Annotated in this window: 12 protein-coding genes; 6 read left to right on the top strand and 6 right to left on the bottom strand. The window is 55.3% G+C overall.

The features are described from left to right. The first annotated feature begins 33 nt into the window (after positions 1 to 33). Positions 34 to 339 (top strand): DUF2312 domain-containing protein, encoded by a 306-nt coding sequence (locus DFP90_RS04130; RefSeq protein WP_115935120.1) that lies wholly within the window; start codon positions 34 to 36, stop codon positions 337 to 339. 170 nt (positions 340 to 509) lie between these two features. Here DFP90_RS04130 and DFP90_RS04125 read toward each other — a convergent pair whose 3' ends face one another. Together DFP90_RS04125 and DFP90_RS04120 are read right to left on the bottom strand one after the other, a co-directional pair. Further along, the gene (locus tag DFP90_RS04125; RefSeq protein ID WP_115935119.1) at positions 510 to 1,865 is read right to left on the bottom strand and encodes a peptidase MATCAP family protein; all 1,356 of its coding nucleotides are present in this window, start codon (positions 1,863 to 1,865) and stop codon (positions 510 to 512) included. An 89-nt stretch (positions 1,866 to 1,954) separates the two neighbouring features. Next, positions 1,955 to 2,713, bottom strand: a complete 759-nt coding sequence (locus DFP90_RS04120; RefSeq protein ID WP_181905177.1) for a substrate-binding periplasmic protein — start codon at positions 2,711 to 2,713, stop codon at positions 1,955 to 1,957. Positions 2,714 to 2,910: 197 nt separating this feature from the next. Between DFP90_RS04120 and DFP90_RS04115 the strand changes: the two genes are divergently transcribed. The 4 genes from DFP90_RS04115 (at position 2,911) to DFP90_RS04100 (ending at position 6,167) form a co-directional block, all read left to right on the top strand. Next, positions 2,911 to 4,773, top strand: a complete 1,863-nt coding sequence (locus tag DFP90_RS04115; RefSeq protein WP_115935117.1) for a DUF4153 domain-containing protein — start codon at positions 2,911 to 2,913, stop codon at positions 4,771 to 4,773. 170 nt (positions 4,774 to 4,943) lie between these two features. Further along, entirely contained in the window at positions 4,944 to 5,633 is a 690-nt protein-coding gene (locus tag DFP90_RS04110; RefSeq protein WP_181905176.1) for a substrate-binding periplasmic protein, read from the top strand. Between the two features lie 128 nt (positions 5,634 to 5,761). Beyond that, positions 5,762 to 5,944: a hypothetical protein gene (locus DFP90_RS04105; RefSeq protein ID WP_115935115.1), complete on the top strand. Its 183-nt coding sequence runs from the start codon at positions 5,762 to 5,764 to the stop codon at positions 5,942 to 5,944. Positions 5,945 to 5,948: 4 nt separating this feature from the next. Continuing rightward, the gene (locus DFP90_RS04100) at positions 5,949 to 6,167 is read left to right on the top strand and encodes a DUF2061 domain-containing protein (RefSeq protein WP_115935114.1); all 219 of its coding nucleotides are present in this window, start codon (positions 5,949 to 5,951) and stop codon (positions 6,165 to 6,167) included. A gap of 114 nt (positions 6,168 to 6,281) precedes the next feature. Here DFP90_RS04100 and DFP90_RS04095 read toward each other — a convergent pair whose 3' ends face one another. Further along, positions 6,282 to 9,800 carry an indolepyruvate ferredoxin oxidoreductase family protein gene (locus tag DFP90_RS04095; protein ID WP_115935113.1) on the bottom strand — a complete coding sequence of 1,173 codons (3,519 nt, stop codon included), beginning with the start codon at positions 9,798 to 9,800 and terminating at the stop codon, positions 6,282 to 6,284. 390 nt (positions 9,801 to 10,190) lie between these two features. Between DFP90_RS04095 and DFP90_RS04090 the strand changes: the two genes are divergently transcribed. Further along, on the top strand, positions 10,191 to 11,174 hold the full coding sequence (locus DFP90_RS04090) for an SDR family NAD(P)-dependent oxidoreductase (RefSeq protein WP_115935112.1): 984 nt from the start codon (positions 10,191 to 10,193) through the stop codon (positions 11,172 to 11,174). 71 nt (positions 11,175 to 11,245) lie between these two features. Here DFP90_RS04090 and DFP90_RS04085 read toward each other — a convergent pair whose 3' ends face one another. The 3 genes from DFP90_RS04085 to DFP90_RS04075 are packed head-to-tail and all read right to left on the bottom strand — an operon-like array spanning position 11,246 to position 14,509. After that, positions 11,246 to 12,238: a GlxA family transcriptional regulator gene (locus DFP90_RS04085; protein WP_115935111.1), complete on the bottom strand. Its 993-nt coding sequence runs from the start codon at positions 12,236 to 12,238 to the stop codon at positions 11,246 to 11,248. Positions 12,239 to 12,245: 7 nt separating this feature from the next. Then, positions 12,246 to 12,674: an OsmC family protein gene (locus DFP90_RS04080; protein WP_115935110.1), complete on the bottom strand. Its 429-nt coding sequence runs from the start codon at positions 12,672 to 12,674 to the stop codon at positions 12,246 to 12,248. A 38-nt stretch (positions 12,675 to 12,712) separates the two neighbouring features. Continuing rightward, the gene (locus tag DFP90_RS04075) at positions 12,713 to 14,509 is read right to left on the bottom strand and encodes an AMP-dependent synthetase/ligase (protein WP_342767791.1); all 1,797 of its coding nucleotides are present in this window, start codon (positions 14,507 to 14,509) and stop codon (positions 12,713 to 12,715) included. Between the last annotated feature and the right edge of the window lie 4 nt (positions 14,510 to 14,513).

Raw genomic sequence — 14,513 nt, 5'->3', positions numbered from 1 at the left:
ATTGAATTGACCGATTGATTACAGGGGTGACGCATGTCCGATACCGAAGGTTTCCAGCCGAATGTTGCCGAAGCCATTGCCGAGGTGGAAAGCACCGCCGGTGCCACCGGTGTGACCGGGGAGCGCCTGCGTTCCATTATCGAGCGCATTGAACGCCTGGAAGAAGAAAAGGCAGCATTGGCCGAAGATGTGAAGGAAGTCTATGCCGAGGCGAAGGGGGACGGTTTTGACGTGAAGACCATTCGCCAGATCATCAAGATCCGCAAGATGGACCAGAATGACCGCGCCGAGCAGGAAGCCCTGCTGGAAACCTATATGTCGGCGCTTGGCATGGCCTGATCCGTCAGCGCAAAAAACTAAGGCTTATGTCAAGGGAGCGAAACTATTCGCTCCCTTTTTTTGCGAATTTTCAAATGCGTCTGAGGTCATACGGGCCGTTCTGTTTCGGGTGTTGGGTGCGCCCCGTTGGTTTTCACCATGTAACGGATGGTGATGAGTGGGCTTGGCGGTTAATCCAGATCCATGCCGTTGGTGCTTGCGACGGTTACATGGACGAAGGGGTCGCTCTCCCGGACCGGGATATCCAGTTTTGGGATATGGGCCAGCATGTCATGATAATGCTGGCGCACCTTCGTCAGGTTCACCCGATTTAGGAAGGATGAATAGGCGAGATAGGATATCAGGAAGCCAGAATCCACCACCCAGGGCGGCAAAAAGCGGGGGAAACGGCACAGGCCGTTTTCCGCCAGCATGATCAATGCGGGCAGGTCCTGAACATCCAGCTTTCCGGCAAAAAGCAGGTGCAAGCAATCCAGCCGACCGAACTGAACCGTGGCGCGCAGGAAATTATGGACCTGCAACAGGCCCTCCAGATAAACCACATCCTTGGTAAAGGGGGCGCCACCGGTGACCAGGCCGCCGCGCACGACCCGTCTGGCGGATTCAAAAGCCTGCCCTTCGCCATTGCCGCGTTCCCGGAAAAACTGGTAAAGCTCAAGGAAGTCGGCGCCTTCAATGGACATCTGGATCGCAATGACCCGATCGGCCAGACGGCGCAGCCGAGCTGGGTCCATGGCACCTGTGATCATCTCCGAAAAGACTGCAAGACCTTCCTGGGTCCGGGTTGTTCCCGGATGGCCGCCCGCCAGCAGCGGAAGGTCTTCCTGGGCTTTGCCATTCAGCGAGGTGGCTACATGGATGAAGGCTTCATGTTGGATCAATTGCTGCAGATCATGCGGCGTAAAGGCCGCACCACGGCGCAGCCGGATGGCACGGGGCCCGGCCAGCGCGTTGGCGGAGAGGCTGTCCACCACCGTGACTTCGGGAGCTTCTTCGCCAAAAAAACGCTCAATTACCGGGCGCATGCGCGCAGCCAGCTCATCAGCCCCCATCACCTCGGAAGGTTCCGGCGTGCCCAGCGGCTGCCCATCGGTGGGGCGGAAGGCCTCTAAAGTTTCATCCAACTGGAGGGCCAGGTCCAATGGGCGGCTTTCGCCATCCAGCATGGGGGCAGCCGGTGTCTTATACAGGCTTGCTGAATGGTCATGGAAAGCCTTGGTGCCGACGGCGGAAAGCATGCGCGCCCCGGTCTCCAGGGATTGGGCGGCACGGGTGAGCCAGAGATGGGCCGGACTGTCGCCATCGATCAGTTTCCGCGCCGCTGCCAGTTTTTCCTGTACCGGACTGTCATCGACCGGAACATAGTCATGGCGCGGAAGCTCCTTTGCCCCGTCGGTGAAGAATTTTGCCGCGACTTCCGGCGGCCAGCCAACCGTGCGAAGCACCCGCACGGGTTTTTCCGCTTCCCGAAGCAGGCGGCCTGCCTCCAACAGTTTTTCCCGTTGTTTTTTACTAAGTTTCGTCAAGGCCGCTCATCTTCCTGGCAATGGCTCTTTTTCAAATAATCATATCGCAGTTTTTCATGTTTAAAATCAGAATCTTAGCTGAGGCCATCTTAGTTTATTGGCGGCAGAGACCCGCCCAGACGTGATTCCGAGATGAATTGCTGGAAGCGGCCATCGGCTATAAGGCGGGCCAGGCCGCGGTTGAAGGCACGGATCAATTCAGCCGATTCTGGCTTTATCCGTGGGGCCAGCAGAAAGGTGCGTTTTTTCGAAAATGGCTGTGGGTGATAGGTGATGTGCGCGGCCTGGGCCGGTGTCAGGTTGGACTGGATGTAATAAAGCCCGGTATCCAGGGTTTCCGGAAAGGCATCGATCCGGTCGCCCACCAGTTTCCGGTAATTCAATTGGTCCCGGTTGACGAATTCCACGGATAGGATTCCCTGTTTGATCAAGGCATAGAATTCGGGTGTATAAGTGTAGCCATTTACTGCACCGATCCGGTAGTCGGTCAAATCTCCTAACTTCTTCCACTGAAAATCCAGATCCTTGCGGTGAAACCAGACAATCACGTCTTCGAACAGGGGATCACTGTAGATATGGTCTGCCTGGCGCTCCTTGGAATAGTACCAATAGGCAGTGGCATCCACCATGCCGTCCCGGGACAATTCATAGGATCGGGCCCAGGGGAAAAATCGATACTCGACCTCGATATTTTCGGACGCAAAGGCTTCACTGACGATGCGGGGGACCAATCCGAAATGGACGAATTCCTTTGAGGCATAGGGCGGGTATTCACCAGTTGATATGGTGATCGTCCGCGCTTGGTCGGCCCCTTGGGCGGCAGTCGCGACCAAAATACTTAGACACATTAAGAAGCATCTCAAGGAATTCTTCATCATCAGAGAAATCTCAGATAACCGTCCAATCTGGAAAGGATACCATAGGGTGACAAAGTTTCATTTTACAAAAAAATAACAGGTGAGTCCCAGCGGACCTTCTGCCTGGATTTTGCCATCTTCCAACAGTAGGTTGCCAGAAATTAACGTGTTTTGCGGGGGGAAGCCAAATGACCAATCATGCAGACAGCGGGATCCGTTTCTATCTGGCTGGGCTTGGCCTGCTACAGGGGGTTGCGATCTATCTGGTGCGGGAAAGTGGACTGATCGACCCTGCCATGCGCCTGCTGGAGGATACAGCCTTCCTGTTCCTCCTGATCACGCCGACAGTTTGCATGCTGGTGCTGGATGGAAAAACCTGGAAAAGTGCCATGGCCTTCTCAGGAGGGATGGGATTGCTGTTAGGGGGGCTCTATTATCTCTCGGTTTCCTGGATCGGTCTTGATAGCCTGATATCCAATGCCACCTATCGCGGCAGCCACGGTGGCAGCACATTTCAGTTTGCCTATTATCTCTCCTGCCTGGCGGTGGCGGCGATCTCACTGCCATTTTTTCAAAGACAGCAGGAAAAAGGCCCTGCACGTTTTTCCTATGCACCGTTGTTCCTTCATGCCTGGACCAATGTGCTGACATTATTGATTGCCGGGTTCTTCCTCGGCTTGGGTTGGTTGTTGCTGGCCTTGCTGGCTGCGCTGTTTGGGATGATCGGTATTTCGTTTTTTGGTGATCTGATCGATGAAGCCTGGTTCGGATTGCCTTTCTCCACTGCTTTTTTTGCGCTGGGGCTGGCCATGGCCCGGGAAAAATCCGGCATCATTCAGGTGATGCTGAAGCTGGTTACGATCCTGTCCGGCTTCTTAACCCCTTTGCTGGCCGGGATGATTCTGCTGTTTCTCAGTGCTCTTCCCTTCACCGGCGTTATGGGGCTTTGGGATACCCAGTTTGCTTCCCGGATCCTCCTATCGGCCCTGTTTCTTCTGATTCTGTTTGAAAATGCGGCGATCCAGACCGGCCAAGAGGAAAACCGGTTCTGGCGTCCGGCCGGGTGGTTGGTCATGCTGGCCAACATCCTGTTGCCGGTTCTGGGCATCCTGGCGGTTCTGGCCCTGAGCGAGCGGGTTGGACAGCATGGCTGGACCCCGGCCCGTTTTTATATGATGGCGCTGGCAATCTGCGGGTTTGTGTACGGGCTGGCCTATGCCGGGGCGGTGCTTTGGAAAAAGCAGGATTGGATGACCGCAGTCTGCCGGTTCAATCCGCTGCTGGCGGCGGGAACGGCATTGGTGGCCCTGGTGGTTCATCTGCCGGTGATAGAGCCTTATGGACTGAGCGCGCGTGATCAGCTGGCCCGGTTGAAAAACGGCGAAGTGATTCCGGAGGAATTTGATTTCGAACATCTGTTGACTGATTTAGGGACCGAGGGACAAACCGCCTTCCAATCGATCAAGGATGATCCGGAACTGATGGCGAACGAACGCATTCAAAGAAAACTGGCACTGGCGGAAGAAACTAAAAACCATTTCGGCGGGATGAGGATGGACCATCCTGCCGACATGGATGGGAAGGGCCGAAAAGATTTGCTGTTCGTCAGCGACTATATCGATATCTACCCCAAAGACGCGGTTGTTGCCGAAGAAGATGCCCGGGCGTGGCTGGATTATCATGGATGGCGTTTTGAAGACTGTTATGTCCGACAGGGGACGACTGAGACCAGATGCGCCATCCTTCTGGAAGATATGAATGAAGACGGCGCCGAGGATATGGTTCTTTTCAATTCAGGCACTGGGGCAGAGGCCAGTGTCTATCTTCGGACACGCTCTGGAAAATGGGAGTTTGGTTCTGATATGGAGCTGTTCAATCAGGAAACGGACAGCCAAATTGAAACAGGGGCCGGGAGCTGGCCGGAATTGAAGAGATACGTAGAAGAAGGGCGGTATTCCCTCGAGCCATCCGGCATTCGCGATCTGGTGATTGGCGGCCGGCGTTTTGTCCGGTCCGACATGATCCATCATATGCGCTGGCTGGATGATTAGATTACGACTGGTGCTTGATCCGGCATACCGGTTAAGCATTTCTTTGCAGCTTGGAGAGTATGATCACGGCGTAATTGTCGAATTGTGACCGATGGAAGCCGATGCCGCGTTTGTTCATCCTCTTTGCCGTATGTTTGTCTATTGCAACCCCTGCACAAGCGCAAGTCAGGGTGAATCTTCTGACCGAAGAATATGCGCCATTCAACTATCTGGAAGATGGGCGTTTGACGGGGATAGGCGCTGACATGGTCCGGGCCATGTCAGAAATGTTAGGGATACCGTTCAAAGCCAGAATCCTGCCTTGGAAACGGGCTTATCAACAGGCGCTGACCGATCCGGATACTGCGCTTTTTTCGACCACCCGTCTTCCAACCCGTGAGGAAGATTTTCAATGGGTCGGGCCGTTGTTTGAGGTTCAGGACTATCTGTTCGGCAATGATCAGTTTGCTATGGAGATCAACAACCTGGATGAGGCCCGGGATGTTGGATCAATATTGGTGCAAAATGGCGGCGGATCCCATGTTTATTTGAAATCGCTCGGGTTCCAAAATTTGCAGCCCTATACCGTAACGGACAAACAACTGGTCATGCTGACAATGGGGCGGGTCGATCTAATTTATCTGTCGGATCTGTCCGCCTATTATCAATTACGGATTAACGGCATGGCGTCCGATAAGATTAAACCGGTCTTCCGATTGAAAAAGGCCGAATTGTATCTTGTTTTTGCCAAAACTGCCGATCCACAAATCGTCGCCAGCTGGCAGGATGCTTTCGAACAGGTCAGGGCAACAGGCCGCCGAGAACAGATTATCCGGCGTTATCTTCCGCGGGCCAGTGCCGACGCTTCGGGAAGCTATTAATCCCGGCCATCGACAAAATGGTTTCCTGGTTATTATCATTAATCGGAAAAAACGAAAACAACCCTCATTAAAATCAATTTTGAGGATTAATGGGGGCGGCTTACCTTTGCGTTGAAAGGAGAGCCGACATGAATGACCAATATGATCTTTTTTGCCTGACAAAATTGCGAGAGGCGGCGGCCGGATCGCGCCAATTGATGGATGATATCGCCTGTGGATGCCTCGGATATCTTAGCGAACAGGGCTATGGTGCGATACCGGGCGGCATTGACCGTCCTTTCCTGGAAACCGTGCCGGCGCGGGAGGGGTGAGATCATGCGCCTTCTGGCCAAAACAGTGAGTTATGGCGTCACCCATCTGGCGGTGGCGACCGGTGTTGCCTATGCCCTGACCGGGGATCTGATGCTGGCGCTGGGCATTGGGATCATAGAACCGATGGTGCAGACCGGGGTCTTTGCCATCCATGATCATTTTTGGGAGCGAAAGCCTGACACAGGCCGGTTCCGGATCGGCTGCCACCATGCAGCGGCATGACGGAGCGCCCATGACGGATTTTCCAAAAAAAACAAACCCGGGAACGGAGTATGACGTTCCCGGGTTTGTTTCCCCTTGAAGACCTCCCTGTCGGGGTCTCAATACACGATGGCCCTATTCTGCGGCGCGGGCGATATTCTTTTCAGGGTTGAGGAAGCGCGCCATCAATGCCTCTTCATTGGCCTTCACATCCTGGATATGGCGTTCCTTCACATGACCAAATCCTCGGATTTGTTCCGGCAGAGCAGCGATCTCGGCGGCCAGGTCGATATTGTCCCGTTTGAGATGGTCCAGCAGTTTGGTGATGGTTTGCTCATAGCTGTCAATCAATTGACGCTCATGCCGGCGTTCTTGTGTATAGCCGAAGATATCGAAGGCGGTGCCGCGCAATCCCTTCAGCTTCGCCAGTATTTTCATGGCACCGAGCATCCAGGCCCCGTATTCCCGTTTCACCGGCGCGCCGGTATTGGGATCGCGTTCCGCCAACAGCGGGGCGGCCAAATGGAAACGCAGTTTGAAATCACCTTCAAAGGCTTCCTTCACCTGTTCCATGAATTCCGGCTTGGTGAAGAGGCGCGCCACTTCATATTCATCTTTGTAGGCCATCAGTTTGAAGTAGTATCGGGCGACGGCTTTGGCCAAGATGTCGCTGTTGGGGCGAAGCTTGGTTTCAGCCTCTTTTACCCGCTCCACCAGGCCGGCATAGCGTTTGGCATAGGCGGCATTCTGATACTCTGTCAGCTCCGCAACCCGGCGATCGACGATCTCCTCCAGGCTGTCTGCTTTGGCGATGACGGTTTTTGGTTTCTTGCCAACGGCGATGATCTTGCGGACGGCTTCCTGGTCATGGGCAGCCCGGCGGCCCCAGAGGAAGGCGCGCAGGTTGGAATCCACAGCCACTCCGTTCAATTTGACGGCTTCGGTTATGGCCTCTTCTGATACCGGAATGAAGCCTTTCTGATAGGCATATCCCAGCATGAACATGTTGGTGGCGATTGTGTCGCCCATCAACGCGGTGGCCAGTTCGGTTCCGGCAACAAAATGGGTGTTTTCCGATCCGACGCCATCGGTGATGATTTCCCGCAATTCCTGGCCGGGATATTTCATGTCCGGATTGGTGGTGAAAGCCCCGGTCAGCACCTCATGGGTGTTGATCACGGCCTTGGTGAATTCCCGGTCGGTCTTGGCCATGGCATCAAAACCGGCAGAGACCACCATGTCACACCCTAGCAACAGATTGGCGCCACCGGCGGCCAGGCGGACCGCATTGATGTCTTCCGGGTTGGCGGCAATCCGGATATGGCTGGCGACCGCGCCGCCTTTTTGGGCCAGGCCTGCCATGTCGAGGATGGAGATGCCTTTGTTTTCCAGATGGGCGGCCATGCCCAGGATCGCGCCGATGGTGACAACCCCGGTGCCGCCAACCCCGGTCAGCATGATGCCGTAGGGTTTGGACAGTTTCGGCAGAACCGGATCCGGCAGGGTTTCAAAGACATCGGTCACACCGGCCTTGTCGGCTGCCCCCTGGGCGGCACCGCTGCCCTTGCGTGGTTTGCCGCCATGGACAGTGACAAAGCTTGGGCAGAAACCGTCCACGCAGGAATAATCCTTGTTGCAGGAAGACTGGTCGATTTTGCGCTTGCGGCCAAATTCGGTTTCCTTGGGCTCGATGGAGACACAGTTGGAAACCTCGCCACAATCGCCGCAGCCCTCGCAGACCGCGTCATTGATGAAGGCGCGCTTAGCCGGGTCTGGGAACTGGCCCCGCTTGCGGCGGCGGCGTTTTTCCGCCGCACAGGTCTGGTCATAGATCAGGATGCTGGTACCGGGCACTTCGCGCAGGTCCTTCTGGATCTTTTCCAGTTCGCGCCGGTGATGGATCGTGGTCTGGGGCGGGAACAAATCGCCTGAACCGTATTTTTCCGGTTCGTCTGTCACCACCACCAGTTTCGAGATGCCCTCGGCATGAACCTGGCGGGCGATGTCCCACGGGGTCAACGGCCCGTCGAACGGTTGGCCGCCGGTCATGGCGACTGCGTCGTTATAAAGGATCTTGTAGGTGATATTGACCTTGGCGGAAACTGCCTGGCGGATGGCCAGCAGGCCGGAATGGAAATAGGTGCCGTCACCCAGGTTGGCAAAGACATGTTTTGTTTTTGAGAAATTGGCCTGGCCGACCCAGGTCACACCCTCGCCGCCCATCTGGGTAAAGGTGTTTGTGTCCCTGTCCATCCATTGAACCATGTAATGGCAGCCGATACCGGCCAGGGCCCGTGACCCTTCCGGTACCTTGGTTGAAGTGTTGTGCGGGCAGCCGGAACAAAAGAAGGGGAGGCGGCTGATTGAGGCGGAGCGTTTGGACAGCTGCTGTTCCTTGCTCTCCAGGAAGCCAAGGCGGTTGCCGAAATGGGATTCCATCTCCGCCGTTGTGCCGTCTTTCATACCACGCAGGCGGTCAACCAGGACACGTGCGATCCTTGCCGGGGTCAGTTCGTCGGCGGAGGGCAAAATCCATTCGCCTTTTTCGGAAAATTTGCCGACAACGCGGGGGCGCACATCTTCGCGCCAGTTGTACAGCTGTTCTTTGAGCTGGTTTTCGATGACCGCGCGTTTTTCCTCCACCACGATGATCTCTTCCAGGCCTTCGGCAAATTTGCGGATGCCTTCGCGTTCCAGCGGCCAGACCATGCCGACCTTATAGACGCTGATGCCGATTTCCTTGGCATATTCTTCAGAGATCTGCAGGTCTTCCAGGGCTTGGCGCACATCCAGATAGCTTTTGCCGGTGGTAACAATCCCAAGGCGCCGGTTCGGGCCGTCAATGACCGTCTGGTTCAGTTTGTTGGCCCGTGCATAAGCCAGTGCGGCATAAAGACGGTATTTATGCAGCATCTGCTCCTGCTCCAGTGGCGGGAACGGATATCGGATATTCAAACCGCCCTCGGGCATCTCGAAATCGGTTGGCATGGTGATCTGCAAACGGTGCGGATCCACGTAAACACTGGCACTGGTCTCCACCGTTTCCGCCAGGGTCTTGAAGGCGATCCAGAGGCCTGAATAGCGCGATAGCGCAATCCCGTGAATGCCCATGTCCAGATATTCCTGCACGCCGGCCGGGGCCAGGACCGGCATCATGGCATCCATGAAGGCATATTCGGTCTGGCTGGGAAGTGTGGAGGATTTGCAGGTATGATCGTCACCGGCCAGGACCAGGACACCGCCATGTTTGGAAGAACCTGCCGCATTACCATGTTTGAACACGTCTCCGGTTCGGTCGACACCGGGAGCCTTGCCGTACCAGATGCCGAAGATGCCGTCGACTTCACTGTCATTAAACAGCTGACTTTGCTGGGAGCCCCATACGGCGGTGGCGGCGAGATCCTCGTTGATGCCCGGTTGGAACAGGATATTTTTCTCTTCGAGATATTTCCGTGCTTTCCAAAGCTGCTGGTCGACGCCGCCCAACGGCGATCCCCGATAGCCGGAGATAAAGCCGGCGGTATTGAGGCCTGCCTTGATATCGCGTGCGCGTTGCATCAACGGCAGCCGGACCAGTGCCTGGATACCGGTGGTGAAAATCCGTCCGGATTCCAGAGTGTATTTGTCTTCCAGGCTAACAGAGGTGAGTTTCATCCCGTCTTCTCCCGATGTCATGGCGGCCGTTGGCCAACCGGTGCTTTTCCTTATGTTTCTATGCACCTGTCTTGGAATTATAGCGGAGCCATGCGTTGTTTCGTACTCAATAATAGGGTAGCATTACTGACCTAAACTGCAAGAAATATTATTACAAGGACGGGTAATTTTATTGCTGCAATGCGGTAAGCCTTTCAGAATAAATCGGGAAAATCCGCGTCAACATACTTTCCGTTGACGTAAAAGTCAGTTTCAGTCTTCTGAATTGCGTTTTGAAAGGCGGCCTAGATCCTTGTCAGAGGCCGGGATCACGGGTTATATCTTCGCCGCGCGATTTCCTGGCGTCGCGAATCGCGGGGCCGCAAAACAGATGGTTGGGTATCAAATCACATGACTGTTCTCGTTACCGGAGCGGCCGGCTTTATCGGCATGCATGTCTCACAATTTCTGCTCGACCGGGGAGAAAAGGTCGTCGGGATTGATAATCTGAATGACTATTATGATGTGAATCTCAAATATGCCCGGCGTGACCGCCTGGTGGGGCGCAACGGCTTTGAATTCCGCCAGGTTGATATCACTGACCGGGATGCGCTGAAAAAGATGGTTGAGGAACGACCGGATATTGACCGGATCGTTCATTTGGCGGCACAGGCCGGTGTTCGATACAGCCTGGAAAACCCGCACGCCTATATCGAGACCAATATTCTAGGGCATCTGAATATCCTGGAACTGGCCCGCCATAAGGAAGGCGGTGTTAAGCATATGGTATATGCATCTTCCTCTTCCGTTTATGGCGGCAATACCAAAATGCCGTTTTCCGTGGATGACCGGGTGGATACCCCCGTTTCACTTTATGCCGCAACCAAGAAAAGTGATGAGATGATGGGCCATGCCTATTCCCATCTCTACGGGATTCCCCAGACCGGCCTGCGTTTCTTCACCGTTTATGGCCCCTGGGGCCGCCCGGATATGGCTGCCTATATTTTCACCTCGAAAATGTTGAAGGGCGAGAAGATTCCGGTTTTCAACAATGGCGAAATGATGCGCGACTTCACCTATGTCGACGATATCGTCAAAGGGGTGATTGCCTGTTTGGATAATCCGCCGGAAGCAACCGAGGGCAAGGCGCCTCACCGGGTCTATAACATCGGCAACAATAACTCCGAAAAGCTTATGGATATGATCGGTGAGATCGAAAAGGCGACCGGGGTCAAGGCCGATTGCGATTTCCAGCCGATGCAGGCTGGCGATGTGCCCGCGACCTATGCGGATATCGAGGCGATCCGGAATGATTTCGGCTTTGAGCCGTCGACCCCGATTTCAAAGGGCATTCCGAATTTCGTGAACTGGTACAAAGAGTATCACGGAGTTTGATTTCGCGCCCTGGCGCGATCAACGGAAAGAGAAGGGCTGCTGTTCAACACGGGAGCCCTTTTTTCTAGGCTTTATTCCTGTTCAGCATTCTGTTCCCGGAACTCTTTGGGCGAGAAACCGAATTTCTTCTTAAAGAGCGCGGTGAAATAGGTGTGGTGCTTGAATCCGCATTCATAGGCGATCTCAGTCACCGTTTGCCCGGTATTGGTCAACAGGTCATGGGCCATGCGCAGGCGCATATCGCGCACAAATTCCTGCACGCCGATTTTCATCTCCTGGCGGAAACGCCGCTCAAGGTGACGTCGGCTCATATTGACCGCACTGGCGAGATCGGCGGTTGTGATCGGTTCGGATAAGGTGCGCTCGATAGTCAAAACCACCTGGCGCACTGCGGGGTCATTGACCCTGGCTGAAAGGGCTGGCAGGGGTTGTGAACGGGTTGGCGGGCGGGCCTCTTCCAGCATGAGAATGCGCTGGCATTTCCGGGCCCAGCGATCCCCGATATGCCGGTTGACCAGCCAGAGCGCCAGATCAGCCGCCCCCGCGCCCCCGGCACAGGTGATCCGGTTGCCATCTTCCAGATAGAGCTGGTCGGTTTCCAGGGGGATCTCCCCGAATGCTTCCACATAATCCCGGTGATGGTACCAGCTGATGCAGCTGCGCCGTCCCTTCATCAATCCGGCTTCAATCAGCGCAAAGGTGCCGTTGCAGACACTGATTAGAGGGATGCCCAGCTCATCAGCCTTGCGAAGATAGAGCAGGGTATGTTCGTCGAGTGAAAAATGCGGCTGTAAAAGGCCGCCGAAGACGGCGATATAGTCATAACGCTCAGGGCTCGCGGGCTGACGGTCGGTCGCAATGGTTACGCCGCAGCTGGCGGTTACCTGCGAATGGCCAGGGGCCATCACCGACCAGTGGCAGTTGCGCTGTTCGCTTCTATCGCCTTTGTCCGCCGCCAGACGCAAGACGTCAAGAAAGGCTGAGAAGGGAGAGAGGGTGAATTTTTCCAGTGGGATCAACCCCACGGAAAGAGAACTGCCCCCCATATCCCTGTCTGTCGTCATCGGCGTATCATTCCCCGGCTTCCAGGATCTTGATCTCGCGTGTGATTTTGGCGGCTTTGCCCATCATCACAGACGCAGAGCAGTATTTCTCCTTGGACAGGTCAACCGCGCGCTCTACTTTGGCCGGGGTGAGACCTTTGCCGGTCACGGTATAGATCATATGAATGTCGGTGAAGACTTTGGGATCGGTATCGGCCCGCGTCCCTACAATTTCGACCACGCAATCGGTTACCGGCTCGCGGGATTTTTTCAGGATGTGGATGACGTCGATCCCGGAGCAGCCACCAACACCCATCAACAACAGTTCCATAGGGCTCGGGCCCAGCCGGCCCAGCGGATCCCCTTCACCCATGGAAGCATCCAGCACCAGGCCGTGGCCAGACTCGTTATTGGCCAGCCAGCGGTTATTGTCGATCCATTGCACACGTGTCTTCATAAAATTCTACTCTCGTTACAGGCCGCGCAGGGACGGCGTTATTTCTTGTAAAGCGCTTCCAGGAGGTCGCCGTAATTTTCTTTGACGATATGCCGCCTGATTTTCAGAGATGGGGTCATCATGGCATTTTCAACAGAGAAGGGTTCTTCGATGATGATGAATTTCCGAACCCGTTCAATCACGGAGAGCCGGGCGCGGGTGCGTTCGATCGCATCATTTATCGCCCGGCGGAAAGCCGGATCTTCGGCCAGGGGCTGGTCATCAAGCGCGCCGCTTTCCTTGCGCCAGGTTGCCATAAATTCTTCGTCGGGCACGATGGCGGCCACCAAGTGGGGCTTTTGGTCTCCATAGACCATGCATTGGCCGATCTCGGGTTCCAGGCAGAGAATGCCTTCGACCCGCTGGGGCGAAACATTGTCACCGCCGGAATTGACGATGATATCTTTTTTCCGGTCGGTGATGACCAGATAGCCATCGTCATTCAGGTGACCGACATCACCGGTATGCAGCCAGCCATCGACAACGGTTTCTGCTGATTTTTCCGGATTGTTCCAGTAGCCGTTCATGACCAACTCGCCCCGGCAGAGGATTTCGCCATCCTCTGCGATCTTCACCTCGACATCGGTCATCGGCGGGCCGACGGTGCGCAGATTGTTCAACTCGCAGCGGTTGACGGCAATCACCGGTCCTGATTCCGTCTGGCCATACCCCTGAAGAACCCGTAAGCCGATAGAGAGGAAAAAGACGCCGACATCAAAATTCAGTGGCGCACCGCCGGAAACAAAGGTTTTCAATCGGCCGCCAAAGCGGTTTTGCACCTTTTTGCGCACCAGTTTTTCCAGGACAGCATCTAAAATCCGGTCAATGAAGGACAGGGATTTGGGATCTTCATAGCGTTTGCGGCCAAGGGCGATAGCTTTTAACAGCATCTTCTGTTTCAGGCCGCCAGCCTGTTCTGCGCCGCGCAGGATCCGCCCTCGGATGGTTTCATAGAGCCTGGGCACGGAAACCATGATTGTCGGCCGTACTTCCTCGATATTCGCGACCAGCTTATCAATGCTTTCCGCATAATAGATTTGCGCGCCAAATCCGATCGGTACGAATTGCCCGGCGGAATGTTCATAGGAATGGCTGAGTGGCAGGAAGGATAGAAACACTTCGGTTTCCTGGCCATAGCGCGGCAGGTGTTTGAGCACATCCTCCGCGCCCTTGCAGTTGCACAGAATGGATCCATGGCTTTGCATTACGCCGTTGGGGGTGCCGCTTGTGCCGGAGGTATAGATCAGGCAGCAGGTATCGGTTCGTTTCAACCCGCTGACGATCTCAAGGACATCATCCGGCTGGGTGCGGCCCTGTGCGGTGACCTCATCCAGTTCACGGACCTCCACCGACTGGGCCGGTTTTTGATCGATCGGCTCCATGGTGATGACCAGGTCAAGGCCGGCCTGAACGGCAGCCGGGATGAAATTCTTGGCCATGCGCTTGCCGGAAATGATGGCTACTTTGGCGCCGGAATCGCTCAGGACATGAACATGGTCTTCCACCGTGTTGGTGGTATAGGCCGGCACTGTGATGGCGCCGGTGGACATGATAGCCAGATCGCTGATGAACCAGGCGGGACGGTTCTCCGAGAGGATGATCACCCGATCACCTGGTTTCACGCCATTGGCCCGCAGCCCGCGGCTGAGTGCTGATACGCGCGCGGCGATCTCCGACCAGCTCTGGCTTTGCCAGCTGCCGTCTCTCTTGGTCCACAGGAAAGGCGCATCGCCAAATTTCTCGGCCTGTGTGAAAAACATGTCCGGCAAGTTTTTGATCGTGTCGTAATTCAGCACGCTG

This window comes from Aestuariispira insulae (assembly GCF_003385955.1).
GTDB classification, from domain to species: Bacteria; Pseudomonadota; Alphaproteobacteria; order UBA8366; family Aestuariispiraceae; genus Aestuariispira; species Aestuariispira insulae.
This window is presented reverse-complemented; position numbering and strand designations above follow the sequence as displayed.